21 protein-coding genes are annotated in these 19,149 nt (G+C 63.2%); 7 read left to right on the forward strand and 14 right to left on the reverse strand.

Features of this window, described 5'->3' with window-relative positions:
• Nucleotides 1–16 precede the first annotated feature (16 nt).
• Together pyrC and plsY are read left to right on the forward strand one after the other, a co-directional pair.
• On the forward strand, nt 17–1,297 hold the full coding sequence (gene pyrC / locus ACGYLD_RS16030) for a dihydroorotase (RefSeq protein WP_271693028.1): 1,281 nt from the start codon (nt 17–19) through the stop codon (nt 1,295–1,297).
• The gene (plsY, locus tag ACGYLD_RS16035) at nt 1,297–1,905 is read left to right on the forward strand and encodes a glycerol-3-phosphate 1-O-acyltransferase PlsY (RefSeq protein WP_209218309.1); all 609 of its coding nucleotides are present in this window, start codon (nt 1,297–1,299) and stop codon (nt 1,903–1,905) included. Before pyrC ends, plsY begins: the two co-directional genes overlap by 1 nt.
• Nucleotides 1,906–1,939: 34 nt before the next feature.
• Here the strand turns inward: plsY and ACGYLD_RS16040 are convergent, their stop codons facing one another.
• The 3 genes from ACGYLD_RS16040 to ACGYLD_RS16050 form a co-directional block, all read right to left on the reverse strand.
• Nucleotides 1,940–3,310, reverse strand: coding sequence for a glutamate--cysteine ligase (locus tag ACGYLD_RS16040; RefSeq protein ID WP_271688211.1), 1,371 nt, complete (start codon nt 3,308–3,310; stop codon nt 1,940–1,942).
• Between the two features lie 96 nt (nt 3,311–3,406).
• On the reverse strand, nt 3,407–3,937 hold the full coding sequence (locus tag ACGYLD_RS16045) for a hypothetical protein (RefSeq protein ID WP_067265571.1): 531 nt from the start codon (nt 3,935–3,937) through the stop codon (nt 3,407–3,409).
• Between the two features lie 16 nt (nt 3,938–3,953).
• A complete protein-coding gene (locus ACGYLD_RS16050) occupies nt 3,954–4,673 on the reverse strand; it encodes a 16S rRNA (uracil(1498)-N(3))-methyltransferase (RefSeq protein WP_271693027.1) in 720 nt (239 codons plus the stop codon).
• 12 nt (nt 4,674–4,685) lie between these two features.
• On the opposite strand from ACGYLD_RS16050, the gene ubiA reads away from it, so the two are divergent.
• The 4 genes from ubiA to ACGYLD_RS16070 are packed head-to-tail and all read left to right on the forward strand — an operon-like array spanning nt 4,686 to nt 8,374.
• On the forward strand, nt 4,686–5,660 hold the full coding sequence (gene ubiA, locus ACGYLD_RS16055; RefSeq protein WP_394403202.1) for a 4-hydroxybenzoate octaprenyltransferase: 975 nt from the start codon (nt 4,686–4,688) through the stop codon (nt 5,658–5,660).
• A 59-nt stretch (nt 5,661–5,719) separates the two neighbouring features.
• Nucleotides 5,720–7,645, forward strand: a complete 1,926-nt coding sequence (locus ACGYLD_RS16060) for an OmpA family protein (protein WP_271693025.1) — start codon at nt 5,720–5,722, stop codon at nt 7,643–7,645.
• A complete protein-coding gene (locus ACGYLD_RS16065; protein WP_007118939.1) occupies nt 7,632–7,955 on the forward strand; it encodes a hypothetical protein in 324 nt (107 codons plus the stop codon). Before ACGYLD_RS16060 ends, ACGYLD_RS16065 begins: the two co-directional genes overlap by 14 nt.
• Nucleotides 7,956–7,978: 23 nt before the next feature.
• On the forward strand, nt 7,979–8,374 hold the full coding sequence (locus tag ACGYLD_RS16070; RefSeq protein ID WP_271693024.1) for a VOC family protein: 396 nt from the start codon (nt 7,979–7,981) through the stop codon (nt 8,372–8,374).
• 9 nt (nt 8,375–8,383) lie between these two features.
• On the opposite strand, the gene ACGYLD_RS16075 is transcribed toward ACGYLD_RS16070, so the two are convergent.
• The 10 genes from ACGYLD_RS16075 to ACGYLD_RS16120 all read right to left on the reverse strand — a co-directional run bounded on the left by ACGYLD_RS16075 (nt 8,384) and on the right by ACGYLD_RS16120 (nt 17,029).
• Nucleotides 8,384–8,827, reverse strand: a complete 444-nt coding sequence (locus tag ACGYLD_RS16075; protein WP_271693023.1) for a molybdenum cofactor biosynthesis protein MoaE — start codon at nt 8,825–8,827, stop codon at nt 8,384–8,386.
• 3 nt (nt 8,828–8,830) lie between these two features.
• Entirely contained in the window at nt 8,831–9,076 is a 246-nt protein-coding gene (gene moaD / locus ACGYLD_RS16080) for a molybdopterin converting factor subunit 1 (RefSeq protein WP_209218317.1), read from the reverse strand.
• Nucleotides 9,076–9,741 carry a CDP-diacylglycerol--glycerol-3-phosphate 3-phosphatidyltransferase gene (gene pgsA, locus ACGYLD_RS16085; protein WP_067265553.1) on the reverse strand — a complete coding sequence of 222 codons (666 nt, stop codon included), beginning with the start codon at nt 9,739–9,741 and terminating at the stop codon, nt 9,076–9,078. Before pgsA ends, moaD begins: the two co-directional genes overlap by 1 nt.
• An 85-nt stretch (nt 9,742–9,826) precedes the next feature.
• Nucleotides 9,827–11,695 carry an excinuclease ABC subunit UvrC gene (gene uvrC / locus ACGYLD_RS16090; protein ID WP_271693022.1) on the reverse strand — a complete coding sequence of 623 codons (1,869 nt, stop codon included), beginning with the start codon at nt 11,693–11,695 and terminating at the stop codon, nt 9,827–9,829.
• A 285-nt stretch (nt 11,696–11,980) separates the two neighbouring features.
• Nucleotides 11,981–12,760, reverse strand: a complete 780-nt coding sequence (locus ACGYLD_RS16095; protein ID WP_271693021.1) for an SDR family oxidoreductase — start codon at nt 12,758–12,760, stop codon at nt 11,981–11,983.
• Nucleotides 12,761–12,772: 12 nt separating this feature from the next.
• Nucleotides 12,773–13,732 carry a calcium/sodium antiporter gene (locus ACGYLD_RS16100; RefSeq protein ID WP_271693020.1) on the reverse strand — a complete coding sequence of 320 codons (960 nt, stop codon included), beginning with the start codon at nt 13,730–13,732 and terminating at the stop codon, nt 12,773–12,775.
• A 167-nt stretch (nt 13,733–13,899) separates the two neighbouring features.
• Nucleotides 13,900–14,697 carry a S49 family peptidase gene (locus ACGYLD_RS16105; protein ID WP_271693785.1) on the reverse strand — a complete coding sequence of 266 codons (798 nt, stop codon included), beginning with the start codon at nt 14,695–14,697 and terminating at the stop codon, nt 13,900–13,902.
• A 59-nt stretch (nt 14,698–14,756) separates the two neighbouring features.
• Entirely contained in the window at nt 14,757–15,518 is a 762-nt protein-coding gene (locus ACGYLD_RS16110) for an ABC transporter permease (protein ID WP_067265544.1), read from the reverse strand.
• On the reverse strand, nt 15,515–16,444 hold the full coding sequence (locus ACGYLD_RS16115) for an ABC transporter ATP-binding protein (RefSeq protein WP_271693019.1): 930 nt from the start codon (nt 16,442–16,444) through the stop codon (nt 15,515–15,517). The genes ACGYLD_RS16110 and ACGYLD_RS16115 overlap by 4 nt, the downstream gene beginning before the upstream one ends.
• Nucleotides 16,445–16,507: 63 nt before the next feature.
• Nucleotides 16,508–17,029: a CoxG family protein gene (locus ACGYLD_RS16120; RefSeq protein ID WP_271693018.1), complete on the reverse strand. Its 522-nt coding sequence runs from the start codon at nt 17,027–17,029 to the stop codon at nt 16,508–16,510.
• A 103-nt stretch (nt 17,030–17,132) separates the two neighbouring features.
• On the opposite strand from ACGYLD_RS16120, the gene ACGYLD_RS16125 reads away from it, so the two are divergent.
• Nucleotides 17,133–18,113, forward strand: coding sequence for a DMT family transporter (locus ACGYLD_RS16125; RefSeq protein ID WP_271693017.1), 981 nt, complete (start codon nt 17,133–17,135; stop codon nt 18,111–18,113).
• Here the strand turns inward: ACGYLD_RS16125 and ACGYLD_RS16130 are convergent.
• Nucleotides 18,110–19,075, reverse strand: coding sequence for an NADPH:quinone oxidoreductase family protein (locus tag ACGYLD_RS16130; protein ID WP_271693016.1), 966 nt, complete (start codon nt 19,073–19,075; stop codon nt 18,110–18,112). The two genes, ACGYLD_RS16125 and ACGYLD_RS16130, sit on opposite strands and share 4 nt — an antisense overlap.
• Nucleotides 19,076–19,149: the final 74 nt, after the last annotated feature.

Below are 19,149 nucleotides of genomic sequence, written 5' to 3' on the forward strand. Positions count from 1 at the left end.
CACCAAAGGCCCGCCCATGACCCAGTTCTTCACCAATCTGCGCCTTCTCGACCCTCAGGCTGGCACGCTTGAGCCTGCTGCGGTTCTGGTGCGCAACGGGGTGATTGCCGAGGTGCTGGCCGATGAGGCCACAGCGCCCGAGGGCGCGGAACTGGTCGATTGCGGCGGCCATATCCTCGCCCCCGGTATCGTCGACATCGGCGTCAAAGTTTGCGAACCGGGCGAGCGGCACAAGGAAAGCTACCGTTCTGCCGGGTTGGCGGCAGCAGCGGGCGGGGTGACCACCATGGTCACGCGCCCGGACACCGATCCGGCCATCGACAGCCCCGAGACGCTGGAATTTGTCACCCGCCGCGCCAATGAAGCCGCCCCGGTGAATGTGGTCCCGATGGCCGCGCTCACCAAAGGCCGCGAAGGGCGCGAGATGACCGAGATCGGTTTTCTGATGGACGCCGGGGCCGCCGCCTTTACCGATTGCGACCGCGTGGTGACGGATACCAAGGTCTTCTCCCGCGCGCTCACTTATGCCCGCAGCCTCGGAGCGCTGGTCATCGCCCACCCACAGGATCCGGGGCTGAGCAAGGGGGCGACCGTCACCTCTGGCAAGTTCGCCTCACTGCGCGGCTTGCCTGCCGTCTCGCCCATGGCCGAGCGGATGGGGCTGGACCGTGACATCGCCCTCATTGAGATGACCGGGGCGCGGTATCACGCGGATCAGATCACCACCGCCCGCGCCCTGCCCGCGCTGGAACGCGCCAAGCGCAACGGGCTCGACATCACCGCCGGTGTCGGCATTCACCACCTCACGCTGAACGCACTCGACGTGGCCGACTACCGCACCTTCTTCAAGGTGAAGCCGCCGCTGCGTGATGAGGAAGACCGCCTTGCCGTGGTCGAAGCCGTGGCCAGCGGCCTGATCGACATCATCTGTTCCATGCACACCCCGCAGGACGAAGAGAGCAAACGCCTGCCCTTCGAGGAGGCCGCCAGCGGCGCGGTGGGGCTGGAGACGCTGCTGCCCGCCGCGATGCGTCTGGTCCATGCCGAGATGATGGACCTGCCCACGCTCTGGCGCGCGCTGTCGCTGAACCCGGCCAAACGCCTCGGCCTGCCCGGCGGGCGGATCGCCGTGGGGGCGCCTGCGGATATGGTGCTGTTCAACCCCGACGCGCCCTTCGTGTTGGACCGCGCGACGCTGCGGTCGAAATCCCGCAACACACCCTTTGATGGGATGCGGATGCAGGGTAAGGTCGTGGCAACTTATGTAGCAGGCTCCTGCGTTTACGAGGCGAATTGATGCCCCCAATCGAGACTTCCGTTGAATTGATCCTCTTCTGGGCGCTGGCAGGCTATGTCATCGGCTCCATCGCCTTTGGCATGTTGCTGGCACGGCTGATGGGGCTGGGCAATCTGCGCAGCATTGGATCGGGCAATATCGGCGCGACCAACGTGCTGCGCACCGGCAACAAGAAGGCGGCGGCGCTGACCCTGCTGCTGGACGGGGCCAAGGGGGCCGTGGCGGTGCTGCTGGCCCGCGCCTTCGCGGGCGAAGATGCGGCGCAGGCGGCGGCGCTTGGTGCGATGATCGGCCATTGCTACCCGGTCTGGCTGGGCTTTCGCGGCGGCAAGGGTGTGGCGACCTTTCTGGGCCTCATGCTGGCGCTCGCTTGGCCCGTCGGGCTGGCCTGCTGTGCGGTCTGGCTGGCGACGGCGGCACTCTCGCGCATTTCGTCGCTTTCCGCACTGGCGGCGGCAGCAAGCTCGACCTTCCTGCTGGTCTTCCTTGGCTACGGGGAAATGCTGCTTTTGGGCATCGCCCTGACTTTGCTGATCTTTTGGCGGCATCGCGACAATATCCGCCGGATCCGCGCAGGCACGGAATCGCGCATCGGCCAAAAAGGCTGACACCGCCCGAGGGCGGCATCAGCCTCTTTACCCTTCAGTAGGAATATTCCGCGTAGATACGGCTCAGATCGCCGTTCCATGGCCCGTGGTAATCCGCCAAGAGATCGTCAGCAGGCACACGGCCCGTCTCGATGCTGTCGCGCAGGGCGTTGAGGAAATGCGTCTCATCCGGCACCAGCCCACCGGCACCGGGACGGGCGCGGGCTTTCAGCCCCGCCTCTGATAGGGCCACGGCCTCGCGCGCCAGATCATGCATCTTAAGCCCGCCCACCTCGGCCTGAAGGCCGTGGGTGGAGGCGGCGATGCGCAATTCTTCCCGTGTCTCGGCATCCCAGCCTTTGACCAGATCCCACGCGCCATCCAGCGCGCTTTGGTCATACATCAACCCGACCCAGAAGGCCGGCAGGGCACAGAGCCGCCGCCACGGGCCGCCATCGGCCCCGCGCATTTCGATGAACTTCTTGACCCGCGCCTCGGGGAAGAGCGTGGTCAGGTGGTCGGCCCAATCGCTCAGCGTCGGCTTCTCGCCGGGCAGAGCGGGCAACTCGCCTTTCAAAAAGTCGCGGAAGGACTGGCCGAGCGCGTCGATATATTTGCCGTCGCGGTAGACGAAATACATCGGCACATCGAGCGCGTATTGCACCCAAGCCTCAAAGCCGAAGCCCTCATCAAAAACGAAGGGGATCATGCCCGTACGCGCGTCATCGAGATGGCGCCAGACCAGACCGCGGGTGGATTTCACGCCGTTGGGCTTGCCGTCGAGAAAGGGCGAATTGGCGAAAAGCGCATTGGCGATGGGCTGCATCGCCACGGCGACGCGCATCTTCTGCACCATGTCGGCCTCGCTCGCGAAGTCGAGGTTGACCTGAACGGTACAGGTGCGGCGCATCATGGTGGTGCCCATGGTGCCGACCTTTTGCATATAGCCGTCCATCAGCTTGTAACGGCCCTTGGGCATCAGATCCATCTGCTCATGCGACCATTCGGGCGCGGCCCCCAGACCGATGAAACCGACGCCGATCTCATCCGCCACGTCTTTCACCTCGCGCAGGTGGGTGTTCACCTCATCGCAGGTCTCGTGAATGGTCTCGACAGGGGCGCCCGAGAGTTCCAACTGGCCGCCCGGCTCAAGGCTGATGTTGGCCCCGTCTTTCTCAAGCCCGATCAGCTTGCCACCCTCTTCGACAGGGGACCAATTGTGGCGGTCGCGCAGCCCTTCCAGCATCACCCGGATCGAGCGTTCCCCCTCATAGGGGAGCGGTTTGAGCGTGTCCTTGCAATAGCCGAACTTCTCATGCTCGGTGCCGATGCGCCACTGCTCGCGCGGCTTGCAGCCGTCCGCCAGATACTGCGCCATCTGGTCGTGATGTTCGATCGGGCCGCCGCCGGATTGAGGAATGGACATATGCGAGGGCTCCGTTTTGAAGGATCGTCTTGGGTGTCTTCTAAGTTGTCGACGTGGCGTCGCGTCTAGCAGGGATGGGCGGATTTGACGGGGCTGTCAATGCAGCAAGACATGCGCCGGGCGCAGCGGCGCGCGCTCCCAGATCACAACGGCGTCATGGCGGGTCTTGCGTAGCTCAAAGAGCATCCTCTCGGTGCGTAGCCCCGGCAGGGCAGCGAAAGCATCAAACAGCGCCTCGGAGCCTGCGGCGTTCACCGGGATCAACAGGGGCGTCTCATCGTCGCGCGGCTCAAGCCGCCAATGGGCCGGAAACATCTGCCGGTCGAGGCTGAGCCGCTGCAATTCGCGCAGCGCCACCGTGCCACCGGTCAGCGGGCCGAAATAGGTAATCTGCCCTTCGACGACCTGCACCGCGCCCGCGCCATCGCCCTGCCCGCGAAAGCGCGCGCGTTGCACGCCAAGCCAGATCAGCGCGGCACCGCCCGCCAGCGCCGCATAGCCGGGCACCGCCAGCAAGAAACCGGGGCCCGCGACCAGCCAAAGGCCAAGGCCCATCAGCCCGCCGCCGACGATCGCCTCGCGCCAGCGCCAAAGCTGATCGCGGGCGCCTTGGCGCAGGAAACTCATCGGGCCACCATTCGCATCACCAATCTCCCAAAGCCTGCTGCCACATGGTCATCGCCGCCACGGCCGCCGTATCGGCCCGCAGGATGCGCGGGCCGAGCGTGACCGCATGGGCGTGATCGAAACCATGCAGCCGTTTGCGCTCGCCCTCGGAAAAGCCGCCCTCGGGGCCGATCAGGATGGCCCATGGCCCCTGCGCATCCGGCGGCAGCGCGCCGCTTTCCCCGGCCAAAGCCTCATCGCAGAACATGATCTGCCGGCTGCTGTCCCACTGGTCCAGCAGCCGCCCCAGCTTCTCGGCCTCGGCGACTTCCGGAACATAGGTGCCGCCGCATTGCTCTGCCGCCTCGACCGCATGGGCCTGTAGGCGCGGCCGCTGCACGCGGCCTGCGTTGGTAAATTCGGTCATCACCGGCAGGATGCGCGCGGCCCCCATCTCAGCCGCTTTCTCGACGATGAAGTCGGTGCGGGTCTTTTTGATCGGGGCAAAGAGCAGCCACAGATCCGGCGGCATTTGCAAGGGGCGGGTCTGTTCGACACAGGTCAGCACCCCGCCGCGCTTGCCCGCCTCGGCGACCTCGGCCAGCCATTCGCCATCGCGCCCGTTGAACAAAAGCACCCCGGCCCCAACCGTGAGCCGCATCACCCCAAAGAGGTAATGCGCCTGCTCGCGCGCCAAAGGAACCGTTTGCCCCTGCCCCAAGGGCTGATCTACATACAATCTGATTTTCGCGTTCATAGGGCCAGATATATGCACAACCAGCCGCCTTCGCCAGATGCTACGCCCGATGCGCCTGTTGCCGATGCGGTGGCCGACAATTGGGTCGACCGTCACGCCCCGGCGGGGCTCCGCCCCTACCTGCGGCTGAGCCGCGCGGATCGGCCCATCGGCACATGGCTGTTGCTGCTGCCCTGCTGGTGGGGGCTGAGCCTTGCGATTCTCTTCGACCAGTCGCCGCGGTGGGAGGATCTGTGGATCTTCGCGGGCTGCGGCATCGGCGCTTTCCTGATGCGCGGCACGGGTTGCACGTGGAACGACATCACCGACCGGCATATCGACGGGAAAGTCGCCCGCACCCGGCTGCGGCCCATCCCTTCGGGCGCGGTGACGGTGAAACAGGCGCTAGCGTGGATGGTGGGGCAGATGCTGCTGGCGCTGCTGATCTTGCTGTCATTCAATCAAGCGGCCATCGCGATGGGCGTGCTGGCGCTCTTGCCGGTGGCGGTCTACCCCTTTGCCAAACGCTTCACTTGGTGGCCGCAGGTCTTTCTGGGCCTCGCCTTTAACTGGGGCGCCATGCTGGCTTGGACGGCCCATGCAGGCACGCTGCACGCGCCCGCCGTGGTGCTCTACTTCGCGGGCATCGCTTGGACGCTGTTTTATGACACGATCTATGCCCATCAGGATGCCGAAGATGACGCGCTGATCGGTGTGAAATCCACCGCCCGGCTCTTTGGTGAGAATTCCGGCAAATGGCTGCGGCGCTTCCTGATGGCCACAGTGGGGCTGATGGGGATTGCCGTGATCTATGCCGGGCTGCCCCAAGCCTCGGTGCTGGCGCTGGCGCTGGCCCTTGGCGGGCCTTGGGCAATGGGATGGCATATGGCATGGCAGCTGCGCGGGCTGGATACCAAGGACAATGCCAAGCTTTTGCAGCTCTTCCGGGCCAACCGCGATACCGGCATGATCCCGCTGTTGTTTTTCGCGGCAAGCTTGCTGGCCTGATTGCACCCCCGGCAGGACGCGCGTATCAAGTCGCAAGCTTAACAATCAGAAGTCCGCCCATGCGCCTCTCCGCCATTTTCACGATCGCCCTGACCTTTGCAGCCGCAGCGGTGGTCTCTCTGGTGGCGGCGAGCTTTTCGGTGCAACTGATCGAAGACACCTCGGAAATCGGCGTCCGTGACGCGCTGGACGCGCAGGGCATGACATGGGCCGAAGTGCAGGCCGATGGCTTGCAGGTCACCCTCGCCGGGATCGCGCCGACCGAGGCCGTCCGCTTTCGCGCCCTGTCGACCGCAGGCACCGTGGTCGACGCCGCCCGCGTCATCGACGAGATGGAGGTCGAGGCCCAATCCGGCATCGCCCCGCCGCGTTTCTCTGCCGAGGTGCTGCGCAATGACGCGGGCATCTCGATCATCGGCCTGATCCCCACCAGCACCGACCGCGAGGCGGTGATCGACGCCTTTGGCGACATGGCGGGCGACGCCTCGGTGACCGACCTTCTGGAATCCGCAGATTATCCCGCCCCCGAAGGCTGGGAAGACGCGCTGAGCTTTGCCGTGCAGGCGATGGCCGACCTGCCCCGGGCCAAAGCCTCGGTTGATGCGGGGCGGGTGACCATCACCGCCATCGCCGACAGCGCCGCCGCCAAGGCGCAGATGGAACGTAAACTGCAACGCGCCGCCCCGCCCAGCCTGCGGCTGCGACTGGACATCGCGGCCCCGCGCCCGGTGATCACGCCCTTCACCCTGCGGTTTGAGATCGACGCGGAAGGCGCGCGTTTCGATGCCTGCTCTGCCGATACCGAAGCCGCCGCCGACCGTATCTTGAAAGCGGGCATCACCGCCGGCGCGCCTGAGAGCGCCGATTGCACCATCGGTCTGGGCGTGCCCAGCCCGAACTGGGGCCGCGCCGTGGCGCTGACCATCGACGCGCTGCGCCGTTTGGGCCAAGGCAGCATCTCTTTCGCCGATGCGGACATCACCCTGCTGGCCGCGCCCGGCACCGAGTCCACCACATTCGACCGCGTGGTGGGCGAATTGGAAAACGCGCTTCCCGATGTCTTTGCCCTGACCGCGAAACTGCCCGAGGTCGAAGACCCAGAAGCAGGCCCGCCCGAATTCACCGCGACCCTCTCGCCCGAGGGGCAGGTGCAACTGCGCGGACGACTTTCGACCGAGGGGCTGCGCGATCTGGCCGACAGCTACGCGAAATCGCATTTCGGCTCGGCCAACGTCTATACCGCCGCGCGGCTGGACGAGACCCTGCCGGGCGATTGGGCCACCCGCGTTCTGACCGGGCTTGAGGCCATGGCCTCCCTCGCCAATGGCTCTGTCAAAGTCACCCCGGACCGGCTTGAGGTGATGGGTAACACCGGCAACAAGGACGCCAACACCACCGTCGCCTCGCTTTTGGCCGATAAGCTGGGCGAAGGGGCGGATTACAGCATCGATATCACCTATCAAGAAAAGCTCGACCCCATCGCGGGTCTGCCGACGCCTGAAGAATGCGAAGCCGAAATTCGCGAGATCCTGAAAATTGGCAAGATCACCTTTGAGCCGGGCAGCGCCACGATCGACGCCTCCGCGCTTGGGACGATGGACGATATCGCCGAAGTGCTCAAAAACTGCGGCGACATCCGGCTAGAGATTCAGGGCTACACCGATAGTCAGGGCCGCGAATCGATGAACCTGTCACTGTCGCAAAGCCGCGCGGAATCGGTTCTGAACGAATTGCGCGCGCGCCGGGTGCTGACCTCCTCCTTCGTGGCCAAAGGCTATGGCGAGGAAAACCCCATCGCAGACAACAAGACCGAAGAGGGTCGCGAAGCCAACCGCCGCATCGAATTCCGCCTGATCCAGCCCGAGGCCGAGACCCCCGAGGACGAAACAGCGCTGGAATCTGCTGAAGAAACGGGCGATACCACGGCAGAAGAGATCGGGGAATCCGACGAAACCGAAGAAGGCAGCGGTGATGAGCAGAACTGAGTTTGTCCTGGCAACAGCCATCATTCTTTTCGTGGCCTTCTGCATGGGATGGTTCGCCAATTGGCTGCTGAACCGCTTTACCCGCGTAGCCGCTGATGATGTGGCCCAGCTGGACCGGATGAGCCAAGAGCTGCACGAGGCCGAGGAAACCCGCGATCAGGCCATCACCTATCTGCAACAGCGCGAGGCCGAGTTGACCAACCAACTCGCCCAGACCGAGGCCGAGTTGCGCGCCGCGATGGACGGGCTGCGCGACGCGCGCCATGAGGCCGAGGAAATGCGCGCCTATATCGAACGTCAGAAAGCCTAACCCCAGACCTTCGGAGCCCTGCCATGGCCAAACTCGCCCACTCCATGATCCGCGTCTTTGATGAGGCGGCATCGGTGAAATTCTACGAAGACGTGTTCGGGCTGAAAATCGCGGACCGGCTGGATTTCGACAGTTTCACCCTGATCTACCTGCGCGACGCCACGGGCGCCTTCGAACTGGAATTGACCGTCAACAAGGACCGCGAGACCCCTTACGATCTGGGCGACGGCTATGGCCATCTGGCCTTTGTGGTCGACGACCTTGAAGCGGCGCGCGAGACCGCGATCAAGGCCGGTGCCACCCCGCGCGAGATCGTTGATTTCCGCCCCGCCGGAGAGACAGTGGCGAAGTTCTTTTTCGTGGCAGACCCCGATGGCTACCAGATCGAAGTCATCGAAAAAGGCGGGCGTTTCGCCTGAGCCGAAGGCTCACCAACGCTGCAACGCCGCCTCGTCTTCGTCTTTCGCGGCGACCCAAGTGTCCCCCTCTGCCGTGATTTCGCGCTTCCAAAAGGGCGCGCGGGATTTGAGGTAATCCATCAGGAACTCCGCCGCCTCAAAGGCATGGCGGCGGTGCCGCGCGGCGGTGGCGACCATCATGATCTGCTCCCCCGGCACCAGACGCCCGTAGCGGTGGATGACCAGCGCATCCTGCAGATCGAACCGTCCCATCGCCTGCTCGGCAATCTCACGCAGGGCCTTTTCGGTCATACCGGGGTAATGTTCGACTTCCATCGCGCTGAGCGTGCCCGCGTCATTGTCGCGCACCACGCCTGTAAAGGTCACGATCGCGCCGCTGCTCCCCTCGCCCTTGGCAAAGCGCGCGGCTTCCTCACCCAGATCAAAGGGCGCTTCCTGCACCAAAACGCGCATCGCTCAGCCCCCGGTCATCGGAGGGAAGAAGGCCACCTCGCGCGCGCCTTGCAGCGGGGCGTCGAAATCGGTCAGTTCCTGATCAACGGCGACCCGCAGCGCGGAAAGGTCGGAAAAGGCAACTTCGTAGCGCTCCTCCCGGCCCCGCAATTCTTCGACCAATTCGGCCACCGTGGCAGCTTGGCTCTCGACCCGTTCGCGGGGCAGGCCGATGCGTTCGCGGACCCATGCGAAATACAAAACATCCATTAGCGTGGCTCCTTCAGGTGCGGCAGCGCCTTGCGCAGATAGTCAAAGCCGGTGATGGCGGTCAGCACGGCGGCGACCCACAAGAGCGCCAGCCCCAGCAGCCCGGCCCATTCCATCCCGGCGAGTTTCCAGCCCAGCCCGAGATGATCTTCGACCTCGCCATCAAGGATCGCTTCGATCATCTGCTGGTCCATGCCGAAAACGCTCATCCCGAGGTAATGCTCGAACACGCCTTGCGAAAACAGCACGGCGATGGCGATCATCTGCAATGTCGTCTTCCACTTGGCCAGTTGAGTCACCTTCAACGTGCCGGCGACATCGCCCAAATACTCCCGCAGGCCCGAGACAAAGACCTCACGAAACAAGATCAGCGTGGCGGGCAGCACCAGCCATGGCGACCAGCTTGAGAAGGCGACGATCACCATCAGCGCGATCACGACCATCGCCTTGTCGGCAATCGGGTCGAGCATGGCGCCGAGTTTGGTTTCCTGCGCCCAAGCGCGGGCAAGGTAGCCATCGAACCAATCCGTCACCGCCGCCCCGACAAAGAGCAGCAGGGCGAACCAATCGGCATAGGGGCGCGTAAAATAGAGAAACATGACCGCCACACCGGGGGCCGCGACCAGCCTGAGCAGGGTCAGGATATTGGGCAAATTCCATTTCATGACGTTATCCTATCTTGCGCCGTTCGTGGCTGAAAGGACGAAACCGCCCCGTCCACGAGCTGTCGGCAGCACGGGGCCGCCCGCCCTATCCTTTTTCATGGAAATAGCCGTAGATCGTCTCGGCCAGCGCATCCGATACGCCCTCAACCGCCTTGAGATCGCTGAGGTTCGCGCGGCTTACCGCCTTGGCCGAACCGAAATGCGCCAGCAGCGCACGCTTGCGCGCAGCGCCGACGCCCGGCACATCGTCGAGCGGTGTGGCGCTGACCCCCTTGGCCCGTTTGGCACGGTGGGTGCCGATGGCGAAACGGTGCGCCTCATCCCGCAGGCGCTGCACGAAATAAAGCACCGGATCGTTGTGGCGCAGCGCCATGGGGCGCTTGCCGACGCGGTGGAACTCTTCCTTGCCCGCGTCGCGGTCAATGCCCTTGGCCACGCCGACCATGGGAATATCCTCAACCCCATGCTGCGCCATGATGGAGGCCACGGCGCTCACCTGCCCCGCGCCGCCGTCGATCAGCAGCAGATCGGGCCAAAGGCCGCGGCTGCGGTCCGGGTCCTCTTTGATGAGCCGTTTGAAGCGGCGGTGCAGCACCTCTTTCATCATGCCGAAGTCATCGCCCGGGGTCAGGTCATCGCCGCGGATGTTGAACTTGCGGTACTGGTTTTTCATCATGCCTTCCGGCCCCGCCACGATCATCGCGCCGACGGCATTGGTGCCTTGGATATGCGAGTTGTCGTAAACCTCGATCCGCTGCGGCGGCTTGGGCAGGTCGAAGGCATCGGCCAGCCCCTGCAACAGCTTGGTCTGCGTGGCCGTCTCAGCCATCTTGCGGGCGAGGCTTTCGCGGGCGTTGCGCAGGGCACCGTCGACCAGTTCGGCCTTCTCACCCCGTTTCGGCACCAACAGTTCGACCTTACGGCCCAGCTTGCCGCTCAGCGCCTCGGCCATCAGATCTGGGTTCTCGATCTCATTGCTGAGGATCAACTGCCGGGGCGGCTCTCGGGTGTCGTAGAACTGGCCGATGAAGGCCTCCAGCACCTCGGCGGCGTCGATCTCGCTGCCGATCCGAGGGTAGTAGTCATGGTTGCCCCAGTTCTGGTTGGCGCGGATAAAGAAGACCTGCACGCAGGCCTGACCGCTTTCCATGTGCAGCGCGATAATGTCGGCCTCGTTCACCCCCTGCGGGTTGATGCCTTGGGCGGTCTGAACCTGCGTCAGCGCCTTGATCCGGTCGCGCAGGGCGGCGGCGCGTTCGAACTCCATCGCCTCTGACGCCTCTTCCATGTCCCGCGCCAAACGGCCCTGAATATCCGTCGATTTGCCGCTGAGAAACCGCTCCGCATCGCGCACGGTCTCGCGATAATCCTCGGCCGAGATTTTGCCGACACAGGGGGCGGAGCAGCGTTTGATCTGATGCTGCAAACAGGGCCGCGTGCGGCTGTCGAACATCGCGTTGGAACAGTCCCGCAACAGGAACACCCGTTGCAATTGGTTCAGCGTCCGGTTCACCGCGCCCGCGCTGGCAAAGGGGCCGTAGTAGCTGCCCTTCTCCTTTTTCGCGCCGCGGTGTTTCTTGATCTGCGGGTAGTCGTGATCGGCGGTGACAAGGATATTGGGAAAGCTCTTGTCGTCGCGCAGGAGCACGTTGAACTTGGGCTTAAGCTGCTTGATCAGGTTCTGTTCAAGCAGCAGCGCCTCGGTCTCTGTCTTGGTGGTCAGAAACATCATCGAGGCGGTGTTCGCGATCATCCGCGAGATCCGCGCCGAATGCCCCGTTGGCCGCGCGTAGGATGACACCCGCGCCCGCAGGTTCCGCGCCTTGCCGACGTAAAGCACGCGGCTCTCCGCATCGAGCATCCGGTAGACGCCAGGCGAGGAATCGAGCGACTTCAGATAGGCCTGAATCACCTTGCGGCCTTGCGGCGGAGGGCTGTCGTTGGGCGTGGTCATCTCAGGCGCTGATTCTCGTGCTTCGCTGCAATAGGACGGCAATGGGGGCAAGCTTTAACATGTCCACCAAACATGTGGATAACTCTGCCGATAACTTCTGGGCATCTTGGATTTCTCTTTGTTTTTAACATGGTTCGCTGATTTGCCTATTTTTTAGGCGCGCCCATAATATCCTGATTTCGTTCATTCTTTTGTTTACCATGAAACAAGCCTCTGAAAACAAAAGGGTTTCGGTAACACTTTGGTTACATAGGTTAAGGACGTGCAAAACTTCCCGCATGCGCGTCAGTTTCGGGGGCTTTTAGGGCTTGTTTCCCATTGCAAATGCTCTCCGCCATCGGTGCAGATAAGCTGCCCCGTGACCCCCGGCGAATCGATGAAATACCCCAGTGCCGCCGTGATATCCTCGGGGTTCGCGCCGCGGCCAAGAACCGTGCCGCGGCGCTGCGCGGCAAAGTCATCGGGGTCTTGATGCGGGCCTTGCAGGGTCGGGCCGGGCCCGATGCCATTCACGCGGATCGCGGGGGCCAGCGCCTGCGCACTGGTGCGCGTCATCGCCCAAAGGCCCATTTTGGCGATCGTATAGGTGGTGAATTCCGGCGTCAGGTTGCGCACCCGCTGGTCCAGCATATTGACGATCAAACCGCTGGCACGCGGCTCTCCGCCGGCGTCGGCATCGGGGGTCAGCCCCTGCCCTGCCATCGCCTGCGTCAAAACGAAGGGCGCGCGCAGGTTGCTGCCCATATGGCGATCCCAGCTTTCGCGCGTCGCGCTGGTGATATCGTCCTGCTCAAAAATCGAAGCGTTGTTCACAAGGCAGGTGATCGGCCCGCCGAGCGCATCCGCCGCGCGGGGCAAAAGCGCTTCGGCTTCGGCATCGTCGAGAAGGTCAGCTTGCAGGGCCACAGCGCGGCGGCCCAAGGCCGCAATCTGGGCGACGGTCGCCTCAGCCCCGCTTTGCGAGGTGGCAAAATGCACCGCCACATCAAAGCCGCGCTGCCCGAGGTAGAGCGCCATGGCGCGGCCCAGACGTTGCCCGGCTCCGGTCACCAATGCCCGCCGCATCTGCCGCCCTCCTCAGATCAGGATGATAAACAAATAAAGCCCATAAAGCGCGCTCAGCGCCACGCCCCAAAGCCGGGTGATATCGCGGCCCAGATAGACGAAGGGGATCAGCAAAAGCGACGCGCCCAACATCACCCAAAGGTCGATCCGCAAGAAAGCTTCGTCGACCGAGATCGGACCGACAAGGCTCGCAATGCCGATGATCGCCAGCAGGTTGAACATGTTGGAGCCGATCACATTGCCAAGCGCTACATCCGCCTGACGGCGCAGCGCCGCCATCACCGTGGTCGCAAGCTCAGGCAGCGACGTGCCCACGGCCACCAGCGTCAGGCCGATCACCGTGTCACTGACCCCATAGGTCTGGGCGATGATCGTAGCGTTATCCACCAAAAGGCTCGCCCCCAAGGGCAGGCCGATCAGCCCGAGGATCAGGAACATCGCGATCTGCCAGCCCGCCATATCGGGGTCCGCGCCTTCGGGCTCTTCCTCATCCTCTGCCGCGCCGCTGCGGCAGGCGTGGCGGTGGTCCTTGGCATCGCGGAAAGCGTCGAAAAGCATATAGGCCAGACCGGCGAGCAGGATCAGCCCGGCGATCCAGTCAAAGACGCCGCGGAAGGCCAGCGCGATGAACAAGAGCGAAGCCGCTATCATCTGGTTATAGGTCTTGCGGGTGCTGCATTCCGAGGTGTGCATCGTCGCCAAAAGCGCCGGAATGCCCAGCACCATCAAGATATTGGCCGTATTCGACCCCACGACATTACCAAGCGCCAGCCCCGGCACCCCGTCCAAAATCGCCTTGACCGAGATCAGCAACTCCGGCGCCGAAGTGCCAAAGGCCACGATGGTCAGGCTGACGATCAACGCAGGCACGCCAAGGCGCAGCGACAGGTTCACCGCCCCTTTCACCAGCGCATCCCCCGCAAACAGCAGGATCACGAGGCCAAGCCCCGAAAGTAGCCATGGCATCAGCATCAACGCCCTCCCTTACAGGCACAATCGCCTTTGCCAATGCGGTAACGTCCGCAGTCACGGCATTTGGACCGGGTCAGGCGCCTGCCCCCCAGCCAATGCATTTTTCCAAACCAAGCCATGAGGCCCATGGCCACCAGAAACAGCAGGACGATCTTGAAAACCATGGGCTAGAGTCCAAACCGCGCGAAGGCCGCGCGTTCCTCTATGCCCTGCACCGCGTCCTGCATCATCTGAACGCCAAAACGCGACAACAGCCCGCGTTTCACGCCATAGCGGCGCAGCCTGACCTTATCGCCAAAGCGCTTTTTCAGCAGTGGTTTCAGATGGCCGATCCCGTCGATCAGCCCCAGTTCGGCAGCGCGTTTCGCCAGCCAGATTTCCCCGGTAAACAGGTCTTGCCCCTCGGGCAGCTTGCCCGCGCGGCGGGTCTTTACATGGTCGATGAAATTCTCGTGGATATCTTCGAGCATGGTTTTAAGCCGCGCAACATCCTCAGGGTTTTCGGGACGGAACGGATCGAGCATGGATTTGCTCTGCCCCGCCGTATAAACGCGCCGCTCGACCCCATGCTCGCGGATGAACTCATGCACCCCGAAGGAGGCCGAGATCACCCCGATGGAGCCGACGACCGAGCTTGGGTCCGCGTAGATCTCATCTGCCGCCGCCGTCAGCCAATAGCCGCCCGAAGCGGCTACATCTTCGACGAAGGCGATGACGGGAATGTTCTTTTCTTCGGACAGGCGCCGGATGCGCGCGCCGATCAACGACGACTGCACCGGGCTGCCACCGGGGGAGTTGATCTCTAAGGCGACAGCGGCAGGCTTGCCCTTGGCAAAAGCCTTTTCGATGACCGGACCCATGGTGGCATCGTTCAACACCGCGCGGCCCTGCGCGCCGATCATGCCGGAAAGCCGGATTACGGAAACGCTGGGCGGGGATTTCAGGAAGGGCAGCCGAATTCTCATGCCCTTCATGTAGAACGCCCACCCCGCGCAAACAAGGCGGACGCCCAAGTTTCGTAGGCTCAGGCCCGAAGACGCCAGCCGGTGCGGAAAATCCACCAGATCACGCCGAGGCAAAGCGCCGTAAACAGCGCGATGGCGGCAAGGCTGGTGATGATCGGCACATCCGCCGCGCCGAAAAACGCCCAGCGGAAGCCCGAGATCAGATAGACCACCGGGTTGAAGTGCGAGATCACCTGCCAGACGGGCGGCAGCATCGAGATTGAGTAGAAAGACCCGCCAAGGAAGACCAACGGCGTGACGATCAAGAGCGGGACCAGTTGCAACTGCTCGAAATTGCCCGCCCAGATGCCGATGATAAAGCCCATAAGCGCGAAGCTGATACAGGTCAGGATCAGGAAGGCCACCATGGCGATGGGATGCTGGATCGTGATGTCGACAAAGAAGAAGGCCGTGATCAGGATGATCGTGCCGATAAAGAGCGCCTTGGTCGCCGCCGCGCCGACATAGCCGATGACGATCTCGAAGAAGTTGATCGGCGCCGAAAGCAACTCGTAAACCGTGCCGATGAACTTCGGGAAATAAATCCCGAAAGAGGCGTTGGAGATCGACTGCGTGATGACGCTGAGCATGATCAGCCCCGGCACGATGAAGGCGCCGTAGCTCACGCCCTCGACCTCATCGATGCGGCTGCCGATGGCGGCGCCGAAGACCACGAAGTAAAGCGAGGTCGACAGCACCGGCGAGATGATGCTTTGCGTGATGGTGCGAAAGAAACGCGCCATTTCAAAAGCGTAGATGGCTTTGATCGCGGTCCAGTTCATGCCGCATCCTCCTTGAGCAGATCGACAAAGATATCTTCCAAACTGCTTTGCCGTGTCGCCACGTCTTGCAGCACCAGACCGCTTTCCGCGACCTTGGAGAGCAGTTTGGTGATGCCGGTCCGCTCGGCATTGGTGTCATAGGTGTAGATCAGCGATTGCCCATCGGCGGACAATTCCACATCTGGCGATTGCAGCGCCGGCGGCACTTCGGTGATCGGCTCGGTCAGTTGGACTTCGAGTTGCTTCTTGCCCATGCGCGCCATCAGCGCGTGTTTCTCTTCGACCAGCAGCAATTCGCCCTTGGCGATGACGCCAATCCGGTCGGCGATGGCCTCGGCCTCTTCGATATAATGGGTGGTCAGGATGATCGTCACGCCCGAGGCTTTCAGCCCCGCCACGATCTCCCACATGTCCTTGCGCAGTTCCACATCGACGCCTGCGGTCGGCTCATCCAGAAACAGCACCTTCGGGTCATGCGCCAGCGCCTTGGCGATCAGCACGCGGCGTTTCATCCCGCCCGAAAGCTCGCGGATTTGGCTGTCTTTCTTATCCCAGAGCGAGAGTTGCCGCAGGATTTTCTCCAGCACCGCCTCATCCGCCGGACGGCCAAACAGCCCGCGCGAGAAGCGCACGGTGTTGATGACCTTCTCAAAGGGTTCGAGATTGATCTCCTGCGGGACCAGCCCGATCATGGAACGGGCCGCGCGGAAATCATCCCGAATGTCATGGCCGCCGACGGTCACCTTGCCGCTGGTCGCGGTGGTGATGCCGCAGATGGTCGAAATGAGCGTCGTCTTCCCCGCCCCGTTCGAACCCAGAAGCGCGAGAATCTCGCCCTTCTCGATCTGCAAGTTGACCCCTTTGAGCGCCTCGAAACCGCCCGCGTAGGATTTACGCAGGTTCTGAATATCCACGATTGTCGGCATGGTCGTCTCCGCTTTGGTAAGGCGCGCAACCTAACCGGCTTTGCACCGGCTGAACAGATGCCTTCAGGTCTTGGCGCGACCGAACCAGCCCTTTTTGGCAGGCGCGTCTTCTTCGGTGGCCGACGCCTCTGTGCCCTCCTCTGCCGGACCTTCGAGCGAGGATTGCAGGTTGTCGAAAAACTGATCCGCCATTTTCTTGGCGAAACCGTCGATGATCCGGCTGCCAAGCTGCGCCAGCTTGCCACCGACCTTGGCCTCGACATCATAGCTCAGCTCGGTGCCGCCGTCCTTCTCAACCAGCCGCACTTCAGCACCGCCCTTGGCGAAACCGGCGGCGCCGCCCTTGCCCTCGCCGGTGATCGTCAGCGCCTCATTCGGCACCAAATCAGAGAGCGTGACATGGCCCTTGAACGTCGCCTTCACCGGGCCGACCTTTTGCACCACCGTGGCGACATAACCCTCTTCGACCGAGCCTGAGACGTCTTGTGCGCCGGGCACGCAGGTTTGCAGCATATCCGGGTCGAGCAATGCCGCGTAAACCTCGGCGGGGGTGGCGGCGATCTGGCGGGTGTCGGACATCTGCATGGCTGGCTCTCCCTTAGGCGTATCGCAACAGTCTAGCGGGGAATTCTGCGCAAACCAATGTCAAAGCGCTGGACCTTACGCGCCGGGCTGATAGGTCTTTGCCATGACAAGTAGTTCCCATAACCGCGCCGGACTGGCGATCGGGCTGATCCTTCTCGGCGTCGCCGCGATTTCGGTCAATGACATGCTGATCAAACGTCTGTCGGGCGGCTATCCGCTGCATCAGATCGTCTTTACCCGCTCGGCCATTGGGATTCTGCTGGGGCTGGTGCTGGTCAAACTCGAAGGCGGATTTCACCTGCTTAAAACGCAGCAGCCGGGGCTGCATCTGCTGCGCGGGCTGCTCATCGTGATTTCGAACATGTCGTTCTTTTTGGCGCTCTCGGTCCTGCCGTTGGCCGAGGCAACGGCGCTGTTCTTTGCAGCCCCCCTCTTCATCACGGTGCTGTCGATCCCGCTTCTGGGTGAAAAGGTCGGCCCGCTGCGCCTTGGCGCGGTGATCGTGGGGTTCATCGGCGTTGTGATCATGATGCGCCCTTGGGCCAGCACCGCGACGCTCGAAGTCTCCCGCTGGGTGCTGCTGCTGCCGGTGCTGGCGGCGCTGACCTATGCGTTGAACCAATTGATGACCCGCAAGCTTGGGGTGAACTCCAAAGCCTCGGCGCTGATGGTCTATATCCAAGCCGCCTTTGTCGCCGTGTCGCTGGGGTTTTTCCTGATCGCGGGCGATGGGCGGTTCGTGGATGAGGGCAGCAGTGCCTCGCTCCAGTTCCTGCTGCGCGCGTGGATTTGGCCTGCCCGTGAGGATTACCTCACCTTCCTCGGCATTGGGTTGAACATCGCGCTGATCGGCTATTGCCTGAGCCAAGCCTACCGGCTGGGGGATGCCGCCACCGTCGCCCCGTTCGAATATATCGGCCTGCCGCTGGCGGTGTTCTGGGGTTTCGTGATCTTTGGCGACCTCCCGGTCTGGGAGGTCTGGGTCGGGATCGCGCTGATCCTCGCCTCGGGTCTGTTCGTCTATCTACGCGAGCGCCAAAAGGCGCTGCGCGTGACCCGTTTGCAGGGCGGGCGGCGGGCTTAAGCCGCCACCTCGACCACCACTTTGCCGGTCGCCTTGCGGTCGCGCAGCAGGGCCAGCGCCTCATTCGCCTGTTCCAGCGGCATCACGTTGCTGACATGGGGTTTCAGCTTGCCCGCGACATACCATTTGATCAGCTCGGCGAAACTGTCGGTCAGCACCGAAGGTTTGATCTTGGCATAGCCGCCCCAGTAAAAGCCCAAAACGGTGAGGTTCTTGACCAGCAGGATATTGGCCGGGATCTGCGGCACCTCGCCGCTGGCAAAGCCCAAGGGGATCAGCCGCGCTTCGGGGTTGCAGGCGCGCATGGCGGCTTTGAACTGATCGCCGCCGACGGGATCATAGACCACATCGGCCCCGCCCAATTCCTTGACGATGGCGCGGATGTCGTCGGTCTCGGAATTAATCAGGTGATCGGCGCCCGCCTTCTTGCAGACGGCGAGCTTGTCTTCGCCGCGCGCCACGGCGATCACCTCGGCCCCCATCAGCTTGCCCAGTTCCACCGCCGTCAGCCCGATGCCGCCCGACGCGCCCAAGACCAGCAGCCGCTCGCCCGGCTGCAACCGCGCCTTATAATCCAGCGCCACATGGCTGGTGCCATAGGCGATCAGAAAGGCCGCCGCATCGACCGCTGTCATCTCTTCGGGGATCGGCACGCAGACGGCTGCCGGAATGGCGGCATATTCGGCCAGACCGTCAAACCCGGTATAGGCCGCCACGCGCTGGCCGACCTTCAGGTGATCCACCCCCGCGCCCAGAGCGGTGATCCTGCCCGCCATCTCCATCCCCAGCGTGAAGGGCAGCGGCGGTTTTTCCTGATAGGTGCCTTTGATGATCAACAGATCGCCAAAGTTCAGCCCGCAGGTCTCGACCTGAACCAGCACCTCGCCCTGCCCCGGCATCGGCATCTCAAGCTCTTGCAGGGTGAGCGGTTCGTCATAGGCGGTGACTTGCATGGCGCGCATCGGGCTGTCCTTTCGTGCTGCTTTGGCCCGAAGAGGCCAGAAGCCAGCGCGCTTGGCAAGACCCGTGGCCCGCG

Source organism: Sulfitobacter sp. 1A12056, assembly GCF_043558125.1.
GTDB classification, from domain to species: domain Bacteria; phylum Pseudomonadota; class Alphaproteobacteria; order Rhodobacterales; family Rhodobacteraceae; genus Sulfitobacter; species Sulfitobacter faviae.